Origin of the sequence: Streptomyces sp. G-G2, from assembly GCF_030063135.1 — a bacterium.
Taxonomy (GTDB): domain Bacteria; phylum Actinomycetota; class Actinomycetes; order Streptomycetales; family Streptomycetaceae; genus Streptomyces.
Window position 1 is genome coordinate 29,505 of record NZ_JASISO010000002.1, and the last position, 24,093, is coordinate 53,597.

Annotated in this window: 18 protein-coding genes; 16 read left to right on the forward strand and 2 right to left on the reverse strand. The window is 73.5% G+C overall.

All coding sequences use genetic code 11. The features are described from left to right. Window positions 1-35 precede the first annotated feature (35 nt). Window positions 36-1,295 (reverse strand): MFS transporter, encoded by a 1,260-nt coding sequence (locus QMF80_RS01650; protein WP_283448852.1) that lies wholly within the window; start codon window positions 1,293-1,295, stop codon window positions 36-38. 93 nt (window positions 1,296-1,388) lie between these two features. Between QMF80_RS01650 and QMF80_RS01655 the strand changes: the two genes are divergently transcribed. The 8 genes from QMF80_RS01655 (at window position 1,389) to QMF80_RS01690 (ending at window position 11,446) form a co-directional block, all read left to right on the forward strand. Continuing rightward, window positions 1,389-2,354 carry a LysR family transcriptional regulator gene (locus QMF80_RS01655; protein WP_283448853.1) on the forward strand — a complete coding sequence of 322 codons (966 nt, stop codon included), beginning with the start codon at window positions 1,389-1,391 and terminating at the stop codon, window positions 2,352-2,354. 170 nt (window positions 2,355-2,524) lie between these two features. Then, complete coding sequence (locus tag QMF80_RS01660; protein ID WP_283448854.1) at window positions 2,525-3,886, forward strand: nitrate/nitrite transporter; 1,362 nt, start codon at window positions 2,525-2,527, stop codon at window positions 3,884-3,886. A gap of 99 nt (window positions 3,887-3,985) precedes the next feature. Beyond that, the gene (locus QMF80_RS01665) at window positions 3,986-5,122 is read left to right on the forward strand and encodes a uroporphyrinogen-III synthase (RefSeq protein ID WP_283448855.1); all 1,137 of its coding nucleotides are present in this window, start codon (window positions 3,986-3,988) and stop codon (window positions 5,120-5,122) included. Between the two features lie 117 nt (window positions 5,123-5,239). Next, the gene (locus QMF80_RS01670) at window positions 5,240-5,791 is read left to right on the forward strand and encodes a GNAT family N-acetyltransferase (protein WP_283448856.1); all 552 of its coding nucleotides are present in this window, start codon (window positions 5,240-5,242) and stop codon (window positions 5,789-5,791) included. 63 nt (window positions 5,792-5,854) lie between these two features. Next, window positions 5,855-6,424 carry a CGNR zinc finger domain-containing protein gene (locus QMF80_RS01675; RefSeq protein ID WP_283448857.1) on the forward strand — a complete coding sequence of 190 codons (570 nt, stop codon included), beginning with the start codon at window positions 5,855-5,857 and terminating at the stop codon, window positions 6,422-6,424. Window positions 6,425-6,561: 137 nt separating this feature from the next. Beyond that, on the forward strand, window positions 6,562-8,868 hold the full coding sequence (locus tag QMF80_RS01680) for a HelD family protein (protein ID WP_283448858.1): 2,307 nt from the start codon (window positions 6,562-6,564) through the stop codon (window positions 8,866-8,868). 535 nt (window positions 8,869-9,403) lie between these two features. Next, a complete protein-coding gene (locus tag QMF80_RS01685) occupies window positions 9,404-10,849 on the forward strand; it encodes an NAD-dependent malic enzyme (protein ID WP_283448859.1) in 1,446 nt (481 codons plus the stop codon). Window positions 10,850-11,164: 315 nt separating this feature from the next. Then, complete coding sequence (locus QMF80_RS01690; RefSeq protein ID WP_007264399.1) at window positions 11,165-11,446, forward strand: HU family DNA-binding protein; 282 nt, start codon at window positions 11,165-11,167, stop codon at window positions 11,444-11,446. A gap of 115 nt (window positions 11,447-11,561) precedes the next feature. Here QMF80_RS01690 and murA read toward each other — a convergent pair whose 3' ends face one another. Then, window positions 11,562-12,908 carry a UDP-N-acetylglucosamine 1-carboxyvinyltransferase gene (gene murA, locus QMF80_RS01695; RefSeq protein ID WP_283448861.1) on the reverse strand — a complete coding sequence of 449 codons (1,347 nt, stop codon included), beginning with the start codon at window positions 12,906-12,908 and terminating at the stop codon, window positions 11,562-11,564. A 265-nt stretch (window positions 12,909-13,173) separates the two neighbouring features. On the opposite strand from murA, the gene QMF80_RS01700 reads away from it, so the two are divergent. The 8 genes from QMF80_RS01700 (at window position 13,174) to QMF80_RS01735 (ending at window position 24,070) form a co-directional block, all read left to right on the forward strand. Beyond that, complete coding sequence (locus tag QMF80_RS01700; RefSeq protein WP_283448862.1) at window positions 13,174-13,734, forward strand: YqgE/AlgH family protein; 561 nt, start codon at window positions 13,174-13,176, stop codon at window positions 13,732-13,734. A 196-nt stretch (window positions 13,735-13,930) separates the two neighbouring features. Further along, a complete protein-coding gene (locus QMF80_RS01705) occupies window positions 13,931-14,212 on the forward strand; it encodes a DUF3039 domain-containing protein (protein WP_283448863.1) in 282 nt (93 codons plus the stop codon). A gap of 184 nt (window positions 14,213-14,396) precedes the next feature. Continuing rightward, window positions 14,397-16,052, forward strand: a complete 1,656-nt coding sequence (locus tag QMF80_RS01710) for a beta-N-acetylhexosaminidase (protein ID WP_283448864.1) — start codon at window positions 14,397-14,399, stop codon at window positions 16,050-16,052. 272 nt (window positions 16,053-16,324) lie between these two features. Continuing rightward, window positions 16,325-17,233 (forward strand): FAD binding domain-containing protein, encoded by a 909-nt coding sequence (locus QMF80_RS01715; protein ID WP_502962740.1) that lies wholly within the window; start codon window positions 16,325-16,327, stop codon window positions 17,231-17,233. After that, on the forward strand, window positions 17,230-19,440 hold the full coding sequence (locus tag QMF80_RS01720; protein ID WP_283448865.1) for a 2Fe-2S iron-sulfur cluster-binding protein: 2,211 nt from the start codon (window positions 17,230-17,232) through the stop codon (window positions 19,438-19,440). The genes QMF80_RS01715 and QMF80_RS01720 overlap by 4 nt, the downstream gene beginning before the upstream one ends. 131 nt (window positions 19,441-19,571) lie before the next feature. Next, window positions 19,572-21,857, forward strand: a complete 2,286-nt coding sequence (locus tag QMF80_RS01725; protein ID WP_283449183.1) for a xanthine dehydrogenase family protein molybdopterin-binding subunit — start codon at window positions 19,572-19,574, stop codon at window positions 21,855-21,857. A 177-nt stretch (window positions 21,858-22,034) separates the two neighbouring features. Then, a complete protein-coding gene (locus tag QMF80_RS01730; protein ID WP_283448866.1) occupies window positions 22,035-22,568 on the forward strand; it encodes a DUF2563 family protein in 534 nt (177 codons plus the stop codon). After that, on the forward strand, window positions 22,568-24,070 hold the full coding sequence (locus tag QMF80_RS01735; RefSeq protein ID WP_283448867.1) for a WXG100 family type VII secretion target: 1,503 nt from the start codon (window positions 22,568-22,570) through the stop codon (window positions 24,068-24,070). The genes QMF80_RS01730 and QMF80_RS01735 overlap by 1 nt, the downstream gene beginning before the upstream one ends. The last annotated feature ends 23 nt before the right edge of the window (window positions 24,071-24,093 follow it).

Here is a 24,093-nt window from a genome sequence, read left to right on the forward strand (position 1 = left end):
CTGCCCGTGCCCGGCGTGCACCGGTGGTGCGGCGGTCACCTGGTGCGCGTGAGCGCGGACCGGGCCGCCGCGATCAGGAGGGCCGCCGCGGCCGCCGCGGCCGGGAGGGCGTAGGAGGCGGTGGGGCCCAGGCGGTCGACGGTGGCGCCCGCGGTGGCCGAGCCGGCGGCGATGCCCGACAGGATGGCGGTGACGGCCAGGGTCATGCCCTCATTGAGGCGGGCTTCCGGGGTGGCGCGCTGGACCAGGGCCATGGCCGTGACCATCGTCGGTGCGGTGGCCATGCCCGCCAGCAGCAGGGCCGCGGCCAGCGCGGGCACCGAGCCGGTGGCCGCGGCCGCCCAGGGCAGGGCCATCAGGACCGCCAGGGCGCTCACGCACACCCCCAGGCCGCGGGGGCGCATGGCGCCGTAGATCAGCCCGGCGCCGCAGGAGCCCGCCGCCTGGAGGGCGAGGACCGGGCCCGCGGCGGTGGTGAGGCCGTGGGCCGTGAGGTACGCGATCGAGGCGACCTCCATCGAGCCGAAGACCGCGCCGAGGGCCAGGAACAGGGCCAGCAGCCCCGGCAGGCCCGGGGAGCGCAGCGGTGAGCGGTGGTGGGTGCGGCCCGCGGGCGGCGGTTCGGTGGCCCGCCGCGAGGTGAAGAGGACCATGCCGGTGAGCAGCAGGGCCGCGCCGGTGAGGGTGCCCGCCTCCGGGAAGGCCAGGGAGCACAAGGTGGCCGCCAGGACCGGGCCGAGCAGGTAGCACAGCTCGTCCGCCGCCTGCTCGAAGGACATCGCGGTGTGCCGCGCGGCGGGGGAGTCGCGCAGCAGGTGGGTCCAGCGGGCGCGGGCCAGGCCGCCGATGTTGGGGGTGGTCGCGGTGGCGGCGTAGGAGGCGAAGAGCGTCCAGGCGGGGGCCTGGGTGCGGACGCACCACACCAGGGAGAGCGAGCCGAGCACCGCGATCAGGGTGGCCGGGAGGGCGATCCGGGCCTGCCCGTGGCGGTCGGTCAGCCGGGCCGTGAACGGCGCGACCACGGCGGTGGCGGCGAGCCCGGTGGCGGTGACCGCGCCCGCGAGGGCGTACGAGCCGTGCTGGCCCGCGATCATCAGGACCGCGCTGACCCCGAACATGCCCATGGGCAGCCGGGCGAGCAGGTTCCCCGCGGTGAAGGCCCGGGTGCCGGGGAGGGCGAACAGCAGCCGGTACGGTCCCGGCGGCCGCCGCCGCGGGGCGGGCGCGGGAGCCGGAGCGGGGGCGGCGAGGACCAGGGTGGCGCCGGTGACGGTCATCAGCGGGGTGGTGGGCATGGGCCCAGCCTCGGGGCGGGGAGCGGGGGCGGTCCAACACCTGTTCCGGCACGATTCACGCACCCGCGTTGTCAATCGGGTTAGGCTGCCCGGGTGAACGCACGCGAGGTGGACCCCCGGCTGCTGCGCGGGTTCGTCGCCACCGCCGAGGAACTCCACTTCACCCGGGCCGCCGCCCGCCTGTACGTCGCGCAGCAGGCGCTCAGCCGGGACATCCGCCGCCTCGAACAGACCCTGGGCGCCCGGCTCTTCGTCCGCACGACCCGGCAGGTCGAGCTCACCTCGGACGGCGAACGGCTGCTGCCCCACGCGCGCCGCGTGCTGCGCGCCCACGACGAACTCGCCGCCGCCTTCGGCGCCGCCGGGCGGCCCCTGCTCGTCGACCTCAACTCCGAGGGCCCCGGCACCGCACGCCAGGTCCTGGTCCGGGCCCGCGAACTGGCCCCGGACCAAGAGCTGATGGCCCGCTTCGAGAGCGGCCTCACGCACAGCGCGGGCGAGATCGCCGCCGGACGCCTGGACGTGTCCTTCGGCCGGTTCGGCGGCCTCGCCCCCGCCCTGCGGGCCCGCCTCGCCCACCAGCCGGTGCGCTACGAGCCGCTGGCCGTGGTGCTCCCGCGGGACCACCCGCTCGCCGCCCGGGCCGCCGTTCCCGTCGACGCGCTGGCCGGGCAGACGCTGTACGCGGGGGCGGGCAACCCGCGCACCCTGGAGTGGACCGACCTGGCGCGCGGGCTCTTCGCGGGGCGCGGTATCGCCCTCGCGCCGCCCGCGCCCGTCGCCGTCGGCAAGGAGGAGTTCCGCCGGGTGATGGCGAAGACCGGGCACGCGGTCCTGGCGACCGTGGACTTCCCGGACATGCCGGGCTGCGTACGGCGGCCGTTGATCCACCCCGTGCCGCTGTCCCCGCTGTCCATGGTGTGGCGCGCGGGATTCGGCCACCCCGGGCTGGACGCGCTGCGCACGGCGGCCGCCGAGCTGGGCGGCGTACGCGGCTGGCTCGACGTACCGGACGGCGGCTGGCTCCCCGACGGCGACGCGGCGCTGATGCGGGGCTGACGCGGGCGGACGGCGGGGCGTACGCGCGGCCGACGGCGGGGCGGCGCGCTCACACCGGGCCGCCGCCTCGGGTGAGTGCACGGTATCCCCGTGGTCACCCGGCGGGGACCGGGGGCGAAACGAGCCTTCCCTACGGTCGTCATCACGAACACGAGAGCAGTGGAGGCGTGATGACCGCACCGCGCACGGGCGGCCGCTGGATCGAGCGGTGGGACCCCGAGGACGAGACTTTCTGGAAGGAGACGGGGGAACGGACCGCCCGGCGCAATCTGCTCTACTCCGTACTCAGCGAGCACATCGGCTTCTCGATCTGGTCGCTGTGGTCGGTGATGGTCCTGTTCATGGGACCGGGCTACGGCATCGACCCGGCCGGGAAGTTCACCCTGATCGCCACCGCGACCTTCGTCGGCGCGCTCGCCCGGGTCCCGTACACCTTCGCCGTCGCCCGCTTCGGCGGCCGCAACTGGACCGTGCTCAGCGCCCTGATGCTGCTCGCGCCGACCGTGGCCGCGCTGGTGGTGATGGAGCCGGGCACCTCGTACGGCACGTTCCTGCTCGTCGCCGCCCTGACCGGGGTCGGCGGCGGGAACTTCGCCTCGTCCATGACCAACATCAACGCCTTCTTCCCGCTGCGCGAGAAGGGCTGGGCGCTCGGCCTCAACGCGGGCGGCGGCAACATCGGCGTCCCCGTCGTCCAGCTCGCCGGACTGCTGGTCATCGGCACGGCCGGAGCCGGACACCCGAGGCTCCTGCTCGCCGCCTACCTCCCGCTCATCGTGATCGCGGCGGCGCTGGCGGCGGCCCGGATGGACAACCTGGCGCCCGTGCGCAACGACACCGGGGCGGTCCGCGAGGCGGTGCGCGACCGGCACACCTGGATCATGTCGTTCCTGTACGTCGGCACCTTCGGGTCCTTCATCGGCTACAGCTTCGCCTTCGGCCTGGTCCTGCAGACCCAGTTCGGCCGGACCCCGCTCCAGGCCGCCTCCCTGACCTTCATCGGGCCGCTGCTCGGCTCGCTGGTGCGGCCCGTGGGCGGACGGCTCGCCGACCGGTACGGCGGCGCGTGGATCACCCTGGGTACGTTCGTCGCGATGGCGGCGGCCACCTCGGTGGTGATCCTCGCCTCGGTGCGGCACTCGCTGCCGGTGTTCCTGACCGGGTTCGTGGCCCTGTTCGTGCTCAGCGGGCTCGGCAACGGATCGACGTACAAGATGATCCCCGGCATCTTCCAGGCCAAGGCCCTGGCCCGGGGCATGAGCGGGGAGGACGCGGCCGCCTACGGGCGACGGCTGTCCGGGGCCGCCATGGGGCTCATCGGCGCCGTCGGCGCACTCGGCGGCCTCGGCATCAACCTGGTCTTCCGGGAGGCCTTCCTGGCCTCGGGGACGGGCACCGCCGCCTTCGCCACCTTCCTCGGTTTCTACGCCGCCTGCTGCGCGGTGACCTGGGCGGTATACCTTCGACGGCCCGCCGGGCGCGTCGCCCAGGCTCCGGACCCGGCCGCGAACCCGCAGCTCACGTCGGTGTAACGGCGGTTAACGGCGCCGAAATACGGGGGAACCGAGCCTGACACGACGCCTTGACAGGCTCGGTCCACCCGCACACCCCCTTGCGCAAGGCAGGTCACCATGGACGACACACAGGCCGGGCCGCTCGCCGGGTACACGGTGGGGGTCACCGCCGCGCGGCGCGCCGACGAACTGATCGCGCTGCTGCGGCGGCGCGGAGCGGTGGTCCTGCACGCGCCCGCCCTGCGGATCGTGCCGCTCGCCGACGACAGCGAACTGCTCGCCGCGACCAAGGAACTCCTCAGCTGCCCGCCCGACGCGGTGATCGCCACCACCGCCATCGGCTTCCGGGGCTGGATCGAGGCCGCCGACGGATGGGGGATCGGCGAGGAACTCCTGAGCCGGCTGCGCGGCACCGAACTGCTGGCCCGCGGCCCGAAGGTCAAGGGCGCGGTCCGGGCCGCCGGGCTGGTGGAAGCCTGGTCGCCGAAGTCCGAATCGCTCGCGGAGGTGCTGGACCGGCTGCTCAATGCCGGAGTGGCCGGGCGCCGGATCGCGATCCAGCTGCACGGGGAGCCGCTGCCGGGGTTCGTGGAGGCGCTGCGGGAGGGCGGGGCCGTGGTGATCGTCGTACCGGTGTACCGGTGGATGCCGCCGCAGGACGTCGGCCCGCTGGACCGGCTGCTCGACGCGGTCGTCTCCGGCGCGGTGGACGCGGTCAGCTTCACCTCGGCGCCCGCCGCCGCCTCGCTGCTGGCGCGGGCGGCGGAGCGGGGGATGCGCGAAGAGGTGCTCCAGGGACTGCGTACGGGCGTCCTGGCGGCCTGCGTGGGGCCGGTGACCGCGCTTCCGCTCCAGGAGCACGGGGTCGCGACGGTACAGCCCGAACGGTTCCGGCTGGGCCCGCTCGTCCAGGTCCTGTGCCAGGAGCTGCCGGGGCGGGCCCGGGTACTGCCGGTGGGCGGGCACCGGCTGGAGATCCGGGGCCACGCGGTCCTGGTCGACCAGGATCTGAGGCCCGTACCGCCCGCCGGCATGGCCCTGTTGCGGGCGCTGACCCGGCGGCCGGGGTGGGTCGTGGGCCGGGCCGAACTGCTGCGGGTGCTGCCGGGGGCGGGGCGGGACGAGCACGCGGTCGAGACGGCGATGGCGCGGCTGCGGGTGGCGCTGGGGGTGCCGAAGCTGATCCAGACGGTGGTGAAGCGGGGGTACCGGCTGGCGCTGGACGCGGGGGGCGAGGCGAAGTACGACGCGTGACCCCTGGCGGGGGCGCCGCACCTCCCCTCCGGGGGCGCCTCACACGCCGACGGGGCTGGATGGGGCTGAGGTGGTGGGCGGGCCCAAGGCCCGTGGGGGGATGGGTACCTTGGGGGGATGATCATCGCTGACGGAGTGGACATGCGGGAGGTCGCGCTCGGCGACGCCGCCGCGCTGGCCGCCGCGTTCGTGCGCAACCGCGCCCACATGGCCCCCTACGAGCCGACACGGCTGGACGAGTTCTACACCGAGCGGGGGCAGCGCGAGCGGATCGAGACGACGCTCGGGGACCGGGACGCGGGACGCACCCGGCAGTCCGTGCTCCTCGACACGGCCACCCGCGAGCTCATCGGCACCATCACCCTCCAGAACATCGTGCTCGGCCCCCTCCGCAGCGCCGGCGTCGGCTACTGGATCGACCGGGCCCGCACCGGCAGGGGCCTGGCCTCCGCCGCCCTCGCCGAGACGATCAGGGTGGCCCGCGAGGAGACCGGCCTGCACCGGCTCGCGGCCGGGACGCTGCTCGACAACCTCGCCTCGCAGCGGGTGCTCGCCAAGGCCGGGTTCGAGACGTACGGCGTCGCGCCCCGCTACCTGTACATCAGCGGCGCCTGGCGCGACCACCGCCTCTTCCAGTTGCTGCTGCACGACGATCCGCCCTCTGCATGAGGCTTCCGCCCGGGCCCGCCCCAGGGGCACTCTGGTGGGGAGACGGCCTAGGCGGTGACGGGCATGTGGTTCGAATCCGGGCGGATCTGTCTGGACCTGGTGGCCACCCTCGGGCCCCCCGAGGGAATCGCGGACTGCGCCGGGCTGGGCCTGTGGCTCTCCGGAGCCGGGCTGGTGCCCGGCCGGACCCCGCCCGCCCACCTGGACAGCGACTGGCTGGAGCCGTTCCGGTCCCTCCGGACGGACGTCGGCGCCCTCGTGGCGGCGGAGCTGCGCGGCCGCGCCCCCGGCGAGGAGGCGCTCGCCCGGGTCAACGCGCGGGCCTCCGGTCCACCCCCGGCACTGTGTGCCGTACGCGACCCCGGCGGGCACCTCGTGCGCGAGCTGTGCGGCGGGGCCGCCGCGGTGGGCTGCGCGGCCCTGCTGGCGGCCGTGGCGCGCGACGCGGTGGAGCTGCTCACGGACCCCGGCGACCGCGACCGCCTGCGGGCCTGCGAAGGTGAGGGCTGTACCCGGGTCTACCTGGACACCTCGCGCGGCCACCGGCGGCGCTGGTGCTCCAGTGAACTGTGCGGAAACCGGGAGCGGGTGGCCCGTCACCGCGCGCGGGTGCTCGCCGCGCGTCCCGCGTAGCGCATACACGCCCATAACGGCCTCACGGCGCCTTTCGCGCCCGCCTTTCGCGCGCTCGCGCGCGAGACGGGCGTGCGGACACCCCTTTGTTCGCGTACGGTTGACGGTCGCCCAATGCACGTCAGAAGGGGGCCTTGGTGGCCGCGCAGGATGCCGCTGTCGACAGCACGGCGGATTCCGTCCGCGATCGCGAGATCGCGGTCGAGCAGACTCATCTGGACCAGGTGTACCGCCGCCTTGAGGAGAAGATCCACGAGGCCGAGTTCCTGATGAACGACGCGGCCAAGCGGGGTCAGGTCGGTACCCCCGGCGCCCTCGCGGAACGCGACGCGCAGGTCTTCCGCGCCGGAATTCATCTCAACCGGCTCAACAACGAATTCGAGGACTTCCTCTTCGGACGGATCGACCTCGTCCTCGGCAAGGACGGGGAACGCGGCGCCGACGGCGCCTTCACCTCCGTCGAACCCGCCGAGGACGCGATCCGGCCCGACCTCACCGCCGACATCGCCGAAACCCTGCACATCGGGCGCATCGGCGTACTCGACAACGACTACGCGCCGCTGGTCATCGACTGGCGCGCGCCCGCCGCCGCGCCGTTCTACCGCTCCACGCCCAAGGAGCCCGGCCGGGTGGTGCGCCGCCGCGTCATCCGCTCCAAGGGCCGCAAGGTCCTCGGGGTCGAGGACGACCTGATGCGCCCCGAGGTGACCGCGCACCTCGACGGCCGCGAGCTGCCCGTGCTCGGCGACGGCGCGCTGATGGCCGCCCTCGGCCGGGCCCGTACGCACTCCATGCGCGACATCGTCTCCTCCATCCAGGCGGAGCAGGACATGGTGATCCGGGCCCCCGCCGCCTCCGTCGCGGAGGTCGCGGGCGGCCCCGGCACCGGCAAGACCGCCGTCGCCCTGCACCGGGCCGCGTACCTGCTCTACCAGGACCGCAGGCGCTACTCCGGCGGCATCCTGATCGTCTCGCCGACCCCGCTGCTCGTCGCCTACACCGAGGGCGTGCTGCCCTCGCTCGGCGAGGAGGGCCAGGTCGCCATCCGGGCGCTCGGCTCGCTGGTCGACGGCGCCGAGGCGAGTACGTACGACGAACCGGCGGTCGCCCGGATCAAGGGCTCCTCCCGGATGCTGCCGATCCTGCGCAAGGCCGTGCGGGGCGCGCTGGAGCTGGGCGGCGCCCCCGAACGGCTGCGCGTGGTCGCCTTCGGGCGCCGCCAGGAGCTGGAGGGCGACGAGCTGAACCGGATCCGCCAGGTCGTCCTCGGCGCCACCACGCCCGTCAACCTGCTGCGCCCGCGCGCCCGCAAACTGCTGCTGGACGCGCTGTGGGCCAAGTCCGGCGGCGCCGGGCGGCACACCGACCGGGAACTCGCCGCCGAGCTGCGCTCCGGCTTCGACGAGGACATCTCCACCGAGGACGCCTTCCTCGAGTTCCTGAACGCCTGGTGGCCCGAGCTGACCCCGCGCGGGGTGCTCGCCACGATGGCCGACGAGCGGCGCCTGGGCCGCTGGGCCCGCCGGGTGCTGAACCCGCGCGAGACCCGGCTGCTGGCCCGCTCGCTGCGCCGGACGGGTGCGGACGGCAAGGGTCCGCTCTCGGTGCACGACGTGGCGCTGCTGGACGAGCTCCTGCTGCTGGTCGGCGCCCCGGCGCGGCCCAAGCGCAAGCGCGATCTGGACCCGCTGGCGCACCTCACGGGCCTGGAGGAGCTGATGCCGGGCCGCGAGGAGACCCAGTGGGAGCGGGCCGAGCGGCTGGCGGCGGAGCGCACCGAGTACGCGCACGTGATCGTGGACGAGGCCCAGGACCTGACGCCGATGCAGTGGCGGATGGTGGGCAGGCGCGGCCGGACCGGCACGTGGACGGTGGTGGGCGACGCCGCCCAGTCCTCCTGGAGCGACCCGGAGGAGGCGGCCGCGGCCCGGGACGAGGCGCTGGGCAGCCGCCCGCGCCGCAAGTTCACGCTGACCGTCAACTACCGCAACCCCGCCGAGATCGCCGAACTGGCGGCCCGGGTGCTGCGCCTGGCCATGCCGGGGATGGAGCCGCCGACGGCGGTCCGCTCCACCGGGCTGGAGCCGCGCTTCACCGCGGCGGGCGCCGATCTGGGCGCTTCGGTGCGGGAGGAGACCCGGCGGCTGCTGGAACAGGTCGACGGCACGGTCGGCGTGGTCGTGGCGATGGACCGGCGCGCGGAGGCGGCCGGGTGGCTCGCGGAGCTGGGGGAGCGCGCGGTGGCGCTCGGCAGCCTGGAGGCCAAGGGCCTGGAGTACGACGCCACGGTGGTGGTCTCCCCGGCGGAGATCGCCGAGGAGTCCCCGGCGGGCCTGCGGGTGCTCTACGTCGCCCTGACCCGGGCGACGCAGCAGCTCACGGTGGTGTCGGGGGCCCGGGACCGGCCCGACGGGGCCGGGATGCCGGAGCTGCTGCGGGACTGACGGGCGCGGCCCGCGGGGGCCCCGTACGGGCGCGGCCCGCGGGGGCCCCGTACGGGCGCGCGGGCCTCGTACGGGGCGTGCCGGGGGCCTCGTACGGGGTGCGCGGGCGGGCGTACGGCCATCCGGTCGGCGGCCGGACGCGTGGCCGTCGGAGTCAACCCCCTGGAGGGGGATCACTTCCGGCGAACCTTTGTTAGCCTGGGATACGGCACCGACTCGATCCAAGCCCCCGGGCCCAACCTTCGTCGCCTAGAGCGACCACTTGCCGCGAGGCGAGCATGGCGGGTCGGTGTCGTAAGCGTTGAGAACAGGTCTGCGCCCTCCGCTCCAAGCGGAGGGCGCAGACCTGTTTTGCGTGCCTGGTGGGGGTTTCGGGTGATCGGTAAATCTCGTATGGTGGAAGTGTCTTTCCGAAATTTGTAGCTGGTTACCTTGTACCGGCCGGTAGGTGGGACGATCGGACAACAGGTCCTGCCGCGCTTGACGTGTGCGGGGCCCGTGTACAGCGAACCTTGGACAGCAGAGGAACACGGCCATGGCAACGGCGCCCAGCGTCTCGTACTCGATGACGGTCCGCCTGGAGGTGCCCGCGAGCGGCACCGCGGTCTCCCAGCTCACCACCGTCGTGGAGTCCTCCGGAGGGTCGGTCACCGGCCTCGACGTGACCGCCTCGGGCCACGAGAAGCTCCGTATCGACGTCACGATCGCCGCGACCTCCACGGCGCACGCCGACGAGATCGTCGAGAAGCTCCGCGGGATCGAGGGGGTGAGCCTGGGCAAGGTCTCCGACCGTACGTTCCTCATGCACCTCGGCGGCAAGATCGAGATGGCATCGAAGCACCCCATCCGCAACCGTGACGACCTCTCCATGATCTACACCCCGGGCGTGGCCCGCGTGTGCATGGCGATCGCGGAGAACCCCGAGGACGCGCGGCGTCTGACCATCAAGCGCAATTCCGTCGCAGTCGTGACGGACGGGTCGGCCGTGCTCGGTCTGGGCAACATCGGCCCGATGGCCGCGCTGCCCGTCATGGAGGGCAAGGCGGCCCTCTTCAAGCGCTTCGCGGGGATCGACGCGTGGCCGATCTGCCTCGACACGCAGGACAGCGACGAGATCGTCGCGATCGTCAAGGCCATCGCCCCCGGCTTCGCCGGCATCAACCTGGAGGACATCTCCGCGCCGCGCTGCTTCGAGATCGAGGCCCGCCTGCGCGAGGCCCTCGACATCCCCGTCTTCCACGACGACCAGCACGGCACCGCCATCGTCGTCCTCGCCGCCCTCACCAACGCACTGCGCGTCGTGAACAAGGCCGTTGGCGATGTGAAGGTCGTCATGTCCGGCGCCGGCGCGGCCGGTACGGCCATCCTCAAGCTGCTCCTCGCGGCGGGCGTCAAGAACGTCGTCAGCGCCGACATCCACGGCGTCGTGCACGCCGGCCGCGCCGACCTCGTCGACGCCGACAGCGAGTCGCCGCTGCGCTGGATCGCCGACAACACCAACCCCGAGGGCTCCACGGGCACGCTCAAGGAGGCCGTCGTCGGCGCCGACGTGTTCATCGGCGTCTCGGCCCCGAACGTCCTGAACGGCGACGACGTGGCCGCCATGGCCGACGACGCCATCGTGTTCGCGCTCGCGAACCCGGACCCCGAAGTGGACCCGGCCGTGGCCCGCCAGACGGCGGCCGTCGTGGCCACCGGCCGCTCGGACTTCCCCAACCAGATCAACAACGTGCTGGTCTTCCCGGGCGTCTTCCGCGGCCTCCTGGACGCCCAGTCCCGCACCGTGGACACCAGCATGATGCTGGCCGCCGCGACCGCCCTGGCCGACGTGGTGACCGAGGACGAGCTGAACGCGAACTACATCATCCCGTCCGTCTTCAACGACAAGGTCGCGGGCGCGGTCGCCGGAGCGGTCCGCAAGGCGGCCACCTCGGCGGCCCCGGTGAGCAGCACCGCTGTGACGGGTCCCACGTCCACCTGAGCCACCGGGGGCCCCTTCCCGGCGCGTCGCGGGATGCGGGCCCGGCGGGGCGCCTCTAGGGTTGCGGGGATGCCCGCGTGGTACGCGGTCCGCGTCCCACCGGCGCGGACAGAGCGTCACGGCGGCGTGACTGTGGCGCTTTTCGTGTGACCCTGGCGGGTGCCGGATTGGCTTTCCCGCCGCTGGTGGGGGCAGGATGCGTAACCGGGCGAGAGGGTCTGACGTTCAGACCCGGGTCCGGGGACTGTCCTAGGGCCCTGGCAGCATCGGCTTCGATCTCACGCCTCATAGGCAAGTTGAACACGGGAGTACAACATGAACCGCAGTGAGCTGGTGGCCGCTCTGTCCGAGCGCGCCGAGGTGACCCGCAAGGACGCCGACGCCGTTCTGGCCGCGCTCGCCGAGACCGTCGGCGAGATCGTCGCCAAGGGCGACGAGAAGGTCACCATCCCCGGCTTCCTGACCTTCGAGCGCACCCACCGTGCCGCTCGCACCGCGCGCAACCCGCAGACCGGCGACCCCATCCAGATCCCGGCCGGCTACAGCGTGAAGGTCTCCGCGGGCTCCAAGCTCAAGGAAGCCGCCAAGGGCAAGTAAGTCCCCCTTGCGGGCCTCTGGCCAGTAGGGAACGCGTAGTACCCAGTACTACGAAGGAAGGGCGGCCACCCCAGTGGGGTGGCCGCCCTTCCGCGTGCCGACGCGTACGTCCGTACTAGACGAGGTCACCGTTCGGCAGTTCGACCTTCGCACCCAGTTCCACGAGCTTCTCCATGAAGTTCTCGTAGCCGCGGTTGATCAGGTCGATACCGTGCACTCGCGAAGTCCCCTCGGCCGCGAGCGCCGCGATCAGGTACGAGAACCCGCCGCGGAGGTCGGGGATGACCAGGTCCGCGCCCTGCAGCTTGGTGGGGCCGGAGACGACCGCCGAGTGCAGGAAGTTGCGCTGGCCGAACCGGCACGCCGAGCCGCCCAGGCACTCCCGGTACAGCTGGATGTGCGCGCCCATCTGGTTCAGCGCGGAGGTGAAGCCCAGCCGGGACTCGTAGACCGTCTCGTGGACGATGGAGAGCCCGGTCGCCTGGGTCAGCGCCACCACCAGCGGCTGCTGCCAGTCGGTCTGGAAACCGGGGTGTACGTCCGTCTCCAGGTGGATCGCCTTGAGCGGGCCGCCCGGGTGCCAGAAGCGGATGCCCTCGTCGTCGATCTCGAAGGCGCCGCCGACCCGGCGGAAGGTGTTCAGGAACGTCATCATCGAGCGCTGCTGCGCTCCGCGGACGTAGATGTTGCCGCCGGTCGCCAGGGCCGCGGAAGCCCAGGAGGCGGCCTCCAGGCGGTCCGGGAGCGCCTTGTGGTTGTAGCCGCCCAGCTCGTCCACACCGGTGATGCGGATCGTGCGGTCGGTGTCGACGGAGATGATCGCGCCCATCTTCTGCAGGACGCAGATGAGATCTTCGATCTCCGGCTCGACGGCCGCGTTGCTCAGCTCGGTCACGCCCTCGGCCAGGACGGCCGTCAGCAGCACCTGCTCGGTCGAACCGACCGAGGGGTAGGGCAGGCGGATCTTGCAGCCGCGCAGCCGCTGCGGGGCCTCCAGGTACTGACCGCCCTCGCGCTTCTCGATGGTCGCGCCGAACTGGCGGAGCACGTCGAAGTGGAAGTCGATCGGCCGGCCGCCGATGTCACAGCCGCCCAGGCCCGGGATGAAGGCGTGGCCGAGGCGGTGCAGCAGGGGGCCGCAGAAGAGGATCGGGATGCGCGACGAACCCGCGTGGGCGTCGATGTCGGCCACGTTGGCGCTCTCGACGTACGTCGGGTCGAGCACCAGCTCGCCCGGCTCCTCGCCGGGGAGAACGGTGACGCCGTGCAGCTGGAGGAGCCCGCGCACGACCCGCACGTCGCGGATGTCCGGAACATTGCGGAGCCGACTGGGTGAGCTGCCGAGCAGGGCCGCCACCATGGCCTTCGGCACGAGGTTCTTCGCACCACGGACACGGATCTCGCCCTCGAGCGGGGTACCGCCGTGGACAAGCAGTACATCGTCACTGACTGTGCCGGTCATGAATCTCGCGTTCCGGAAGAGGGGATGGGCAGGGGGCCAGGGGAAAGGGTAAGCGGCACCACCCCCTGGTACGTAAGGGCGACGTGGCCGTATGACTGTCATGAATTCGCCACAGCACCCTATGTGTCCGCCAGATAGCGGAGTGTCGCCTTCCGGCCTGGCGCCGGTACGCGCTCCCGGGCCGCGGCCGTGCGCCCTGAGCTGCGCACGATCACCGAGCGCCGGACGCTCCCCGAACCGGGCGGATGTGCGAGACCATGGCCGCATGACCGAGGTGTCCTCCCTCACAGGGCGGTTGCTCGTGGCCACCCCCGCCCTCGCGGACCCGAATTTCGACCGCGCGGTGATCCTGCTGCTCGACCACGACGAGCAGGGTTCCCTCGGCGTGGTCCTCAACCGGCCCACCCCGGTCGGCGTCGGCGACATCCTGCTGCCCTGGGCTCCGCTGGCCGGTTCCCCCGGGGTGGTCTTCCAGGGCGGCCCGGTCGCCCTCGACTCCGCCCTAGGTATCGCGGTCGTCCCCGGTGAGGAGGGCCCCCTGGGCTGGCGCCGGGTGCACGGCGCGATCGGCCTGGTCGACCTGGAGGCCCCGCCGGAACTGCTGGCCAGCGCCCTGGGCTCGCTGCGCATCTTCGCGGGCTACTCGGGCTGGGGCCCGGGCCAGCTGGAGGACGAGCTGGGCGGGGGCGCCTGGTACGTCGTCGAGTCCGAGCCGGGCGACGTGGCCTACCCGGATCCGGAACACCTCTGGCGCGCCGTCCTGCGCCGCCAGCGCAGCGACCTCGCGATGGTCGCCACCTATCCGGACGACCCGTCGCTCAACTGATTCCCGGGTGTGGATCCGGGGATCGCGAACATCGCCGCCCCTTCGGCCGGTCAGATCATGGCGTACATGGCGTACGTCGATGCGGCGCACACGTCCCGCACCCCGGGTGGCTGGACGCGGACGGAACGCCACAGCCGGTGGCGCCCGACGCAAGCCTGGTCGCTTCGGCGGCGGGTCGTTGATTACTCTGGCTTGTATGAGCACTCTTGAGCCCGAGCGCGGGTCTGGCACGGGAACCCTCGTCGAGCCGACGCCGCAGGTTTCCCACGGTGACGGCGACCACGAGCGCTTCGCCCACTACGTCCAGAAGGACAAGATCATGGCGAGCGCGCTCGACGGGACCCCCGTCGTCGCGCTCTGCGGCAAGGTCTGGGTACCGGGCCGCGACCCGAAGAAGTACCCGGTCTGCCCCATGTGCAAGGAGATCTACGAGTCCATGGGCGCCGGCGGGGACAAGGACAAGGGCAAGGACAAGTAGTCACGTCCTGACCCGAGCGGGCCTGAAGGCCCCCGGGCGCACTTCGGTGCGCCCGGGGGCCTTTCGCGTGCCCGGGGCGCGGGTAGGGTCGGGCGGGACGAGCGCCCTGCGGAACGGCCGTTGCGCAGGGCGCAACACGCTGCGCCGCCTTGGCCGTTCGGCGGCCGTCCCGGAGGACTGACCCATGGACCTGGACCCCGGAAACCATCTGATCCCCGCGCCCCGGGACGCCGCGTTCGCGGACGGCGGGGCGCGGTACGGATTCGGGCCCGAGCCCGATTTCGCCGCCGGGCCCGGTACGGAGGCCACCGCGCGCTGGCTGCGCGGGGTGCTGGGGGCCGCCGCGGGGTGGGGGCTGCCGCCCGCCGACCCCGGTGAGCGGGCCGACGTACGGCTGGGCGTCGACGAGCGCGTCGGGCGGGAGCTGGGCCCCGAGGGGTACGAGCTGACCGTCGGCCCGGACGGGGTCGGCGTCCTGGGCGGCGGGCCCGCCGGGGTGTTCTGGGGCGCGCAGACGCTGCGTCAGCTGCTCGGGCCGCACGCGTACCGGCGGGCGCCGCTGCCCGGGGCGGCCTGGAGCCTGCCGTACGGGACGGTCCGGGACGCGCCCCGGTTCGGCTGGCGCGGGCTGCTGCTCGACGTGGCCCGGCACTTCATGCCCAAGGACGGGGTGCTGCGGTACATCGACCTGCTGGCCGCCCACAAGCTCAACGTGCTGCACCTGCACCTGACGGACGACCAAGGCTGGCGGATCGAGATCAAGCGCTACCCCCGGCTCACCGGGGTCGGCGCGTGGCGGGAGCGGTCCCGCCGGGGCCACCGGGCCTCCCCGCTGTGGAACGAGACCCCGCACGGCGGGTACTACACCCAGGACGACATCCGCGAGATCGTCGCCTACGCGGCGGAGCGCCAGGTCCGGGTGGTCCCGGAGATCGACGTACCGGGCCACGCGCAGGCCGCCATCGCCGCCTACCCGGAACTGGGCAACACCGACGTGGTGGACACCGCGGCGCTCGGGGTGTGGGACGACTGGGGGATCAACGAGAACGTGCTCGCGCCCACCGAGGCCGTGCTGCGGTTCTACGAGGACGTCTTCGAGGAAGTGCTGGAGCTGTTCCCGGCGGAGGTCTCGCCCTTCGTGCACGTGGGCGGCGACGAGTGCCCCAAGACGCAGTGGAAGGCCTCGCCGCTCGCCCAGGAGCGGATCCGGGAGCTGGGGGTGGACGGCGAGGACGGGCTCCAGGCCTGGTTCATCCGGCATTTCGACGGCTGGCTCGCCGAGCGCGGGCGGCGGCTGATCGGCTGGGACGAGATCCTGGAGGGCGGCCTGGCGGACGGGGCGGCCGTCTCCTCCTGGCGCGGTTACGCGGGCGGGATCGCGGCCGCCGAGGCCGGGCACGACGTGGTGATGTGCCCCGAGCAGCAGGTGTACCTGGATTACCGTCAGGCGGAGGGCCCCGACGAGCCGGTGCCCATCGGGTACGTCCGGGCGCTGGAGGACGTCTACCGCTTCGAACCGGTGCCCGCGGCGCTGTCCCCGGAGGCCGCGGCGCACGTCCTGGGCGCGCAGGCCAACGTCTGGACCGAGGTGATGGAGAACCAGGACCGGGTGGACTACCAGGTGTTCCCGCGCCTGGCCGCCTTCGCCGAGGTGGTCTGGTCGCGGCTGCCGGAACCCGCCGCCCGGGACTACGCGGACTTCGAGGCACGGATGACCGGGCACTACCCGCGGCTGGACGCCCTCGGGGTCGACTACCGGCCGCCGGGCGGTCCGTTGCCGTGGCAGCGCCGGCCCGGGGTGCTCGGCCGCCCGAAGGACGGACTCCCGCCGCAGGTGTGACGCACGGGCGTGCGGCTGGTGAAGCATCAGGGGAGATTCCAGGAACTCTTCCTCGAATTCCTGCTATACGGGCACAAACGGGCGATCCGGGTCGGACGCGGACGGCGTACGGGCCCGGCGCATGCGGGGGCCCGGCCCCGGCGGGGGCGCCCGGCGGACCCTCGCGCCGGGCGGCGCTGAAGATGTGCCAGAGTTGCCACGTCCCGGTCGTGAGCACGTACCGTACGGCGGAACAGGCGTGAGCGCCGGGACATCGGGAAGGGGCAGCTGGGTTGACCACGCACGCACCGCACGCACTGCACGCACCGGATTCACCTCAGGGGCCGCAGCCGACGCAGTCCGTGACGCTGCCGGCCTCGCTCGACGAGGCCGTGGCGGCGCTGGCCGCCATGCCCGCCGCCGTGCCCGTGGCCGGTGGCACCGACCTCATGGCCGCCGTCAACGCCGGGCTGCTGCGCCCGGCCGCGCTGGTCGGCCTGGGCCGGATCAACGAGATCCGCGGCTGGCAGTACCAGGACGGCCACGCCCTCCTCGGCGCCGGACTCACCCACGCGCGGATGGGCCGGCCGGACTTCGCGGCGCTGATCCCCGCCCTGGCCGCCGCGGCCCGCGCGGCCGGACCGCCGCAGATCCGCAACGCGGGCACCCTCGGCGGCAACATCGCCACGGCCGCCCCGACCGGTGACGCACTGCCGGTGCTGGCGGCGCTGGAGGCGGTCCTCGTCATCGTCGGCCCGTTCGGTTCCCGGGAGATTCCCGTCTCGCACCTGCTGGCCGGGCGCGAGATGCTGCGGCCCGGTGAGCTGATCGGTTTCGTCCGGGTCCCCCTGCTGCACGCGCCGCAGGTGTTCCTGAAGGCCACGGGCCGGACCGGCCCGGGGCGCGCGGTGGCTTCCGTGGGGCTCGTACTGGACCCCGCGCGCCGGGGCGTGCGCATCGCGGTGGGCGCGGTCGCGCCGATGCCGCTGCGGCCCCTGGAGGCCGAGCAGTGGGTGGCCTCGCTGATCGACTGGGACGGGGAGCGCACGCTGGCCCCGGACGCGCTGGAGGCCTTCGGCGAGTACGTCGCGGCCGCCTGCGTACCGGACCAGGGCGAAGTGGTGGCCCCGGCCGTGCTGCACTTGCGGCGGACGGTGGCGGTACTGGCACGGAGGGCCCTGGGGAGGGCGCTGACCTCATGAGTGAGAACGAGAACGTGAACGACGGTGTGAACGACGGTACGGGCCACGGCGACGGCTCCCCGTGGGGCTGGGAGCCGGTGCCGCACGGGGGCGAGTACGACTCCGACGCGACGGCGTTCGTGAAGCTGCCCCCGGAGATGCTTGGCGCGACCGGTACCGGGGAGCCGCTGGAGGCCCCCGGGCACGGGTTCGTGCCGCCGCCGATGATCGTGCCGCTGGGCTCGGCCGGTACGGACCCGGCGGCGACCGGCACGTGGACGCTCCCGGTGCGCTGGCCCGAGGCGGCCGGCTCCGCCCCGGCGGCCCCCGCCGCGCGGACGCAGGCCCCGGCCGCTCCGGTCCTGGGGCCGATCCCGGCCGTGATCCCGATGCCCGCGTCGGCGATGGCCGCGCTGCACGGGGACGCGGAGCCGGGCGCGGACGCGGAGGGGAACAGGCGCGGGAACGGGAACGGACACGCGGACACCGACCGGGGCGCGGGGCCGGATCACGGCTACGAGTACGGGCACGCCCCGGACCAGGGCCACGAGTCCGGCTCGACCGCCGAATGGCGCTTCCCCGAGGCCGCGCAGCCCGCCGAGGACCCGTACGGCGACCAGAACGGCGGCCCGTACGGCGACCAGAGCGGTCACCACGACCTGAGCGGCCTGTACGACCCGCACGACCCGCACGGGCAGCACGACCCGAACGGCCAGCACGGTCAGCACGACCCGCACGACCCGCACGGCCAGAGCGGCCAGACCGGGCAGTGGGCGATCCCCGTCGTGGACGGGGAACTCCCGGAGGAGTCGGGCGAGTTCCGGCGCGGGGCGGCGGCGGCCGACTGGAGCCAGGCCCCGGCCACCCTGCCGGGCGGAGCCGCGGCCCCCTGGGCCACGCACCCCGGCCTCGGCCTCTCCGACGCCGAGCAGCACCACGCGGAGCAGCACCACGGCGAGCAGTACCGGGACGAGCGGCGCCAGGACGAACGGCACCACGCCGAGCAGCGCCAGGACGAGCCGGTGGCCGGCGCGAGCCGGTTCGACGCCTTCGGCGCCCTCGACCCCGAGCAGACGATGAGCGCGGGCGTCCTTCCCCCCGACCCGGGGGCCGGGCCGGAGCAGCGGGTGCACGGCGAGGCCGACGCGGGGTTGGCGCGCCTGCCGCGCGGACCCCGGGTGCTGGGCGGTCCCGGGGTGGGCACGCCGCTCCCGGAGGCTCTGGAGCACGAGGAGGGGCAGGTCGCCCCGGCCCCGGACATCGACGCCGCGCACGGCGCGGCCGGGGCGCCGGTGACCGCGGAGCGGCCGCATCCGGCCGCCGAGCCCGAGCACGTGGAGGAGCGCGGGGCGCAGCCCCCGGGTGAGCACGTGGACGGGGCCGAGGAGGCCTTCGGGTCCGGCGGAGCGGGCGGTGCGCCGGGTGCCGGCGAGGGGGAGCACCGGGAAACCGCGGCGGCCCCGGAGGCGGACGGTCCGGGGGAGGTTCCGGACGCGGGGACGACGTACGACGAAGGAGCCGCGGCCCCCGTCCAGGACGCGGCGCCGGTCCACGAGGAGCACCCGCTCGCCTCGTACGTGCTGCGCGTCAACGGCGCCGACCGGCCCGTCACCGGCGCCTGGATCGGCGAGTCGCTGCTCTACGTGCTGCGCGAGCGGCTCGGCCTGGCCGGAGCCAAGGACGGCTGCTCCCAGGGCGAGTGCGGCGCCTGCGCCGTGCAGGTCGACGGCCGCCTCGTCGCGTCCTGCCTGGTGCCCGCCGCGACCGCCGCGAGCAGTGAGGTCCGTACGGTCGAGGGCCTGGCCGCCGACGGCGAACCCTCCGACGTGCAGCGGGCGCTGTGCCGGTCGGGGGCCGTCCAGTGCGGTTTCTGCGTGCCGGGCATGGCGATGACGATCCACGACCTCCTGGAGGGCAACCACGCCCCCAGCGAGCTGCAGACCCGCCAGGCCCTGTGCGGGAACCTGTGCCGGTGCTCCGGCTACCGGGGCGTCATCGACGCCGTCGGCGAGGTGGTCGCGGAACGCGCGGCGGCCGCCGAGTCGGGAGCCCCGGGCGGGGCGGGAGCGGAACCGCGCATCCCGCACCAGGCGGCGCCGGGCGAGGGCGGCATCCACCCGGACCGCGGGCACGACCACGGTCCGGACCACGGGTCGGCGACGCACGGCTCGGCGCACGGGTCGACCCACCAGCAGCAGCACCAGCAGCGGCACGGAGGCATGGCGTGAGCGGGCGAGACGCGGCGACGGCGACCAATCCGGGCGCTGTTCCGGGCGCCGGGGCGGGGCCCGGTTCGGGGACCGCGTCCGGGGCCGGGCTCGGTTCGGGGCCCGCCACCGGATCGTTCTCCGTGGCGGCCATGGCCGAGGCCGAGGCCGCCGAGCCGGCGGCCCTGCTGCGCGGCATCGGCGCGTCCGTCCCCGCGGCCGACACCCGCGCCAAGTCCGAGGGGACCTTCCCCTACGCCGCCGACCTGTGGGCCGAGGGCCTGCTCTGGGCGGCCGTGCTGCGCTCCCCGCACGCCCACGCCCGGATCCGCTCCATCGACACCTCGGCCGCCGCCGAGATGCCCGGCGTCCGCGCCGTGATCACGCACGCCGACGTCCCCGGCGCCACCACCCACGGCAGGCGCATCGCCGACCGCCCGGTCTTCGCCCACGACCTGGTCCGCCACCACGGCGAGCCCATCGCCGCCGTGGCCGCCGACCACCCGGACACCGCCCGGCTGGCCGCCGCCGCCATCGCGGTCGAGTACGAGCTGCTGGACGCCGTCACCGACCCCGAACACGCCTTCGGCGCCCCGCCGCTGCACCCCGACGGCAACCTGATCCGGCACATCCCGCTGCGCTACGGCGACCCGGAGGCCGTCGGCGAGGTCGTCGTCGAGGGCCTGTACCGGATCGGCCGTCAGGACCCCGCCCCCATCGGCGCCGAGGCCGGGCTCGCCGTGCCGCGCCCCGACGGCGGCGTCGAGATCTACACCGCCTCCACCGACCCGCACACCGACCGCGACCTCGCGGCCGCCTGCTTCGGCCTCGAACCCGAGCGGGTCAAGATCGTCGTCACCGGTGTTCCGGGCGCGACCGCCGACCGCGAGGACCCCGCGTTCCAGCTGCCGCTGGGACTGCTGGCGCTGCGAACCGGCTACCCGGTCAAGCTCGCCGCCACCCGCGAGGAGTCCTTCCTCGGGCACGCCCACCGCCACCCGACCCTGCTGCGCTACCGCCACCACGCGGACGCGGACGGCCGCCTGGTCAAGGTCGAGGCCCAGATCCTGATGGACGCGGGCGCCTACGCCGACTCCTCGGCGGAGTCGCTGGCCGCGGCGGTCGCCTTCGCGTGCGGCCCGTACGTCGTCCCGCACGCCTTCGTCGAAGGCTGGGCCGTACGCACCAACAACCCGCCGTCGGGTCACGTCCGCGGCGAGGGCGCCATGCAGGTGTGCGCGGCGTACGAGGGCCAGATGGACAAGCTCGCGGCCGCCCTCGGCATCGACGGCGCCGAAGTGCGGATGCGCAACGTACTGGCCACCGGGGACCTGCTGCCCACCGGCCAGACCGTGACCTGCCCCGCGCCGGTGGCCGAACTGCTGCGCGCGGTACGGGACTTCGACCTGCCGCCGCTGCCGAAGGACACCCCGGAGGAGGAGTGGCTGCTGCCCGGCGGCCCGGAGGGCGCGGGCGAGCCGGGCGCGGTGCGGCGCGGCGTCGGCTACGGCGTCGGCATGGTCCACATGCTCGGCGCGGAGGGCACCGACGAGGTGTCGACGGCGACCGTGAAGGTGCTGGACGGTGTCGCGACGGTGATCTGCGCGGCCGTCGACACCGGCCAGGGCTTCGCGACGCTGGCCCGCCAGATCGTCCAGGAAGTACTGGGCGTCGACGAGGTGGTGACGGCCCCGGTGGACACGGACCAGCCGCCCGCCGGGGCGTCGGCGCACGGCCGCCACACGTGGGTGTCGGGCGGGGCGGTGGAGCGGGCGGCCAAGATGGTCCGTACGCAGCTGCTCCAGCCGATGGCCCACACGCTGGGCATGTCCACCGAGCTGCTCCAGATCACGGATGGCCGGATCACGTCGTACGACGGGGCGTTCTCCACCACCGTGGCGGAGGCGATGGCGGGCAAGGAACTCTGGGCGACGGCCCAGTGCCGCCCGCACCCGACCGAACCGCTGGACGCGGACGGCCAGGGGGACGCGTTCGTGGGGCTCGCGTTCTGCGCGATCCGCGCGGTGGTCGACGTGGACATCGAGCTCGGCTCGGTGCGGGTCGTCGAGCTGGCGGTGGCGCAGGACGTCGGCCGGGTGCTCAACCCCCGCCAGCTGGAAGCCCGTATCGAGGCGGGCGTCACCCAGGGCGTGGGCGCGGCCCTGACCGAGAACCTCCGCTCGGCCGCGGGCCTCATCCGCCACCCCGACCTGACGGGCTACGCCCTGCCGACGGCGCTGGACGCCCCGGTGGTGCGGATCGTCAAACTGGTGGAGGAACGGGACGTGGTGGCGCCCTTCGGCGCGAAGGCGGCGAGCGCGGTCCCTGTGGTGACGACGCCCGCGGCGGTAGCCTCGGCGGTACGCGCGGCAACGGGCCGCCCGGTCAACAGGCTCCCGATCCGGCCATCGGCGGCGGTGGCCGCGCCCAACTCGTGACCGTGTGACCCGCATTGCACGTGCAACCCCGAGCTTGGGGCTGTCGGTGCCGGTCGCTACAGTGATCTGTACGTCTGCGTACGTGCGGCTTCGTGAGCACGAAGTCGGGGGCGGGGCGCGGTGGTAACACCGCGCTGACGGGGAATCACGGGGATACGGGGAGTCGGGGAGGCCATCGTGGCAGAGGAAGTGGACCAGAGTGTGATTGCGGCGATCCCATTCGCCGGTCCGGCGGTGCTGGGGTTCAACCAGGTGATGCTGGCGACCCAGGGGCCGGCGCTGTTCGTCGAGCACGAGTCGATGCTCAAGTACAAGCAGCGGGTCGACACCCTGCTGGAACAGCTCAAGGGCTCCCAGGCCGACCACGGCAAACTGGCGGACGGCACCCTGGGCAAGACGGACCTGGGCCACGGCTTCCCCGAGGCGGACGGCCTCTACACGGCGTACAACAAGGTCCGGACCGAGCTGGAGACGCTGTCGAAGGCGTTGGGCGGGCAGATCGAGGCACTCGGCATCGCTGTCGAGGCCTCACGTGTCGGATACGCCAACATCGACGAAGACATCAAGCGGCGCATGAGGCTCCTGCACACGCAGGCCGAGGAGCAGTACGTTCGGGCGCGCGACCCGCAGAAGCAAGCGGCTGACAAGGCGGCGACGGCCGCCGGTCAGCCGCCGCACAACGCAGACGATGGCTCTGGGGGTGCCATTTAATGACGACCAATTTTGAGGCTTATTCGCACAAGGACCTCCTGGCGATGGTCGCGGCGGTGAACCCGGAGACGGTGAAGACGCTCGGTCAGCTGCTGACGGATGCCGAGTCCACGATCACGAAGATCGGCAACGACCTCAAGAACCACAAGGTCGAGGGCTGGCAGGGCAAGGCTTCCGAAGAATTCCAGGAATGGGTCAACGCCGCGGGCAACGCGACGCTGCGGCTGGGTGAGTACAGCCAGACCGGTGGCACCTGGATGACCAACGCGGCCCAGACGCTGGTCGAGGTCAAGGCCAACATGCCGAAGTACGACACGGCCGCGGCGGACAACCTGCAGGCGTCGAAGGACTACCACAACGACCCGGACGCGCGGGATGTCGGGCAGAAGGCCTTCACGAAGCTCAACGGGGACCACGCCTTGGCGGTCCAGCAGATGACGAAGCTGGCGCAGTCGTACGAGGCGTCGACGACGCAGATGAACACGGCGGTGCCGCCTACGTACCCGCCGCCGCCGGGCAGGTTTGTGCCGGAGAGCGTCGGTGGCCGAGAGAACGTCGGGCGAGCGGGCTCGGGTAGCGACGGCACTCGTGATGCAAGCAATACGTCTTCCGGACACGTTGCTCGTGCTGAGAACGATTCCTCGGGACACACCACTACTTCGACGCAACAGGTCTCGCACGACAGCACGTTGCCGCCGTCGACAACAGGGCCAGACTCCGGACAGACGCATGTGCCGAGCGTCCCCGACCACAATGTGGGTACCGACCTCAACACGGTCGGCACCCTGCCGGACAAGCCGGTCACCCAGGTCCCCGGGACGCCCGTCGGCATTGGGCCCAGCGGTCCCGGTGGTGGCGGAGCCGGGCCCATCGGGACCATCCCGCCCCTGACGCTTCCGTCGGTTGGCGGTATGAAGTCGCCCACTGGTGGCATCAGTGGCGGCCGGTCGCCCATCAGCGGTGTGGGCCCGGGCGGCGGTTTCCCCAATACGTCGGCTACCGGCGGCAAGGTCGGCGGCGTCGCGGGTCTTCCTCCGCGTGACGCAGGCATCACTGGTGGCCGTCCGATTTCCGCCGGTGGACGTGCCTCGTCCATCCCGCGCGGCACGGTCATCGGCAACGAAGGCGGTCCGGCCGGACGCGGTATGGCCGGCGGCATAGGTGGTGCCGGTGGTATGGGTGGTGGCACGGGCGGACAGGGCGGTTCGGCCGTGGGCCGTCGGCTCGCCAGTGAGCCCGGTGGTGTGGTCGGTGGCCGTCAGCCGGGTGCGGGCGGCCGTTCGACCACGGGCGGCAAGCCGTTCACACAGGGCGGTTCAGGTCTCGTGCGCAACCAGGGCGGTGGTGCGGCCGGCGGTGTCGGCGGTGCCATGGGACATGCGGGTGCGGGTACCGGTGGCAAGAAGCGCAACGACCAGGCGGGCGAGCGTCCCGATTACCTGGCCGAGGACGAAGAGACCTGGCAGGGCGACCGTCGTGTCGTTCCGCCGGTGATCGACTGAGCGAACGGGACGTTGCACGAGAT

Coding starts and splice junctions, on each gene's coding strand:
- QMF80_RS01675 (WP_283448857.1), top strand. CDS start 5,855: ATGTGGTTCGAATCCGGGCGGATCTGTCTGGACCTGGTGGCCACCCTC.
- QMF80_RS01705 (WP_283448863.1), top strand. CDS start 13,931: ATGAGCACTCTTGAGCCCGAGCGCGGGTCTGGCACGGGAACCCTCGTC.
- QMF80_RS01720 (WP_283448865.1), top strand. CDS start 17,230: ATGAGTGAGAACGAGAACGTGAACGACGGTGTGAACGACGGTACGGGC.
- QMF80_RS01700 (WP_283448862.1), top strand. CDS start 13,174: ATGACCGAGGTGTCCTCCCTCACAGGGCGGTTGCTCGTGGCCACCCCC.
- QMF80_RS01690 (WP_007264399.1), top strand. CDS start 11,165: ATGAACCGCAGTGAGCTGGTGGCCGCTCTGTCCGAGCGCGCCGAGGTG.
- QMF80_RS01670 (WP_283448856.1), top strand. CDS start 5,240: ATGATCATCGCTGACGGAGTGGACATGCGGGAGGTCGCGCTCGGCGAC.
- QMF80_RS01685 (WP_283448859.1), top strand. CDS start 9,404: ATGGCAACGGCGCCCAGCGTCTCGTACTCGATGACGGTCCGCCTGGAG.
- QMF80_RS01660 (WP_283448854.1), top strand. CDS start 2,525: ATGACCGCACCGCGCACGGGCGGCCGCTGGATCGAGCGGTGGGACCCC.
- QMF80_RS01735 (WP_283448867.1), top strand. CDS start 22,568: ATGACGACCAATTTTGAGGCTTATTCGCACAAGGACCTCCTGGCGATG.
- murA (WP_283448861.1), bottom strand. CDS start 12,908: ATGACCGGCACAGTCAGTGACGATGTACTGCTTGTCCACGGCGGTACC.
- QMF80_RS01665 (WP_283448855.1), top strand. CDS start 3,986: ATGGACGACACACAGGCCGGGCCGCTCGCCGGGTACACGGTGGGGGTC.
- QMF80_RS01710 (WP_283448864.1), top strand. CDS start 14,397: ATGGACCTGGACCCCGGAAACCATCTGATCCCCGCGCCCCGGGACGCC.
- QMF80_RS01725 (WP_283449183.1), top strand. CDS start 19,572: ATGGCCGAGGCCGAGGCCGCCGAGCCGGCGGCCCTGCTGCGCGGCATC.
- QMF80_RS01650 (WP_283448852.1), bottom strand. CDS start 1,295: ATGCCCACCACCCCGCTGATGACCGTCACCGGCGCCACCCTGGTCCTC.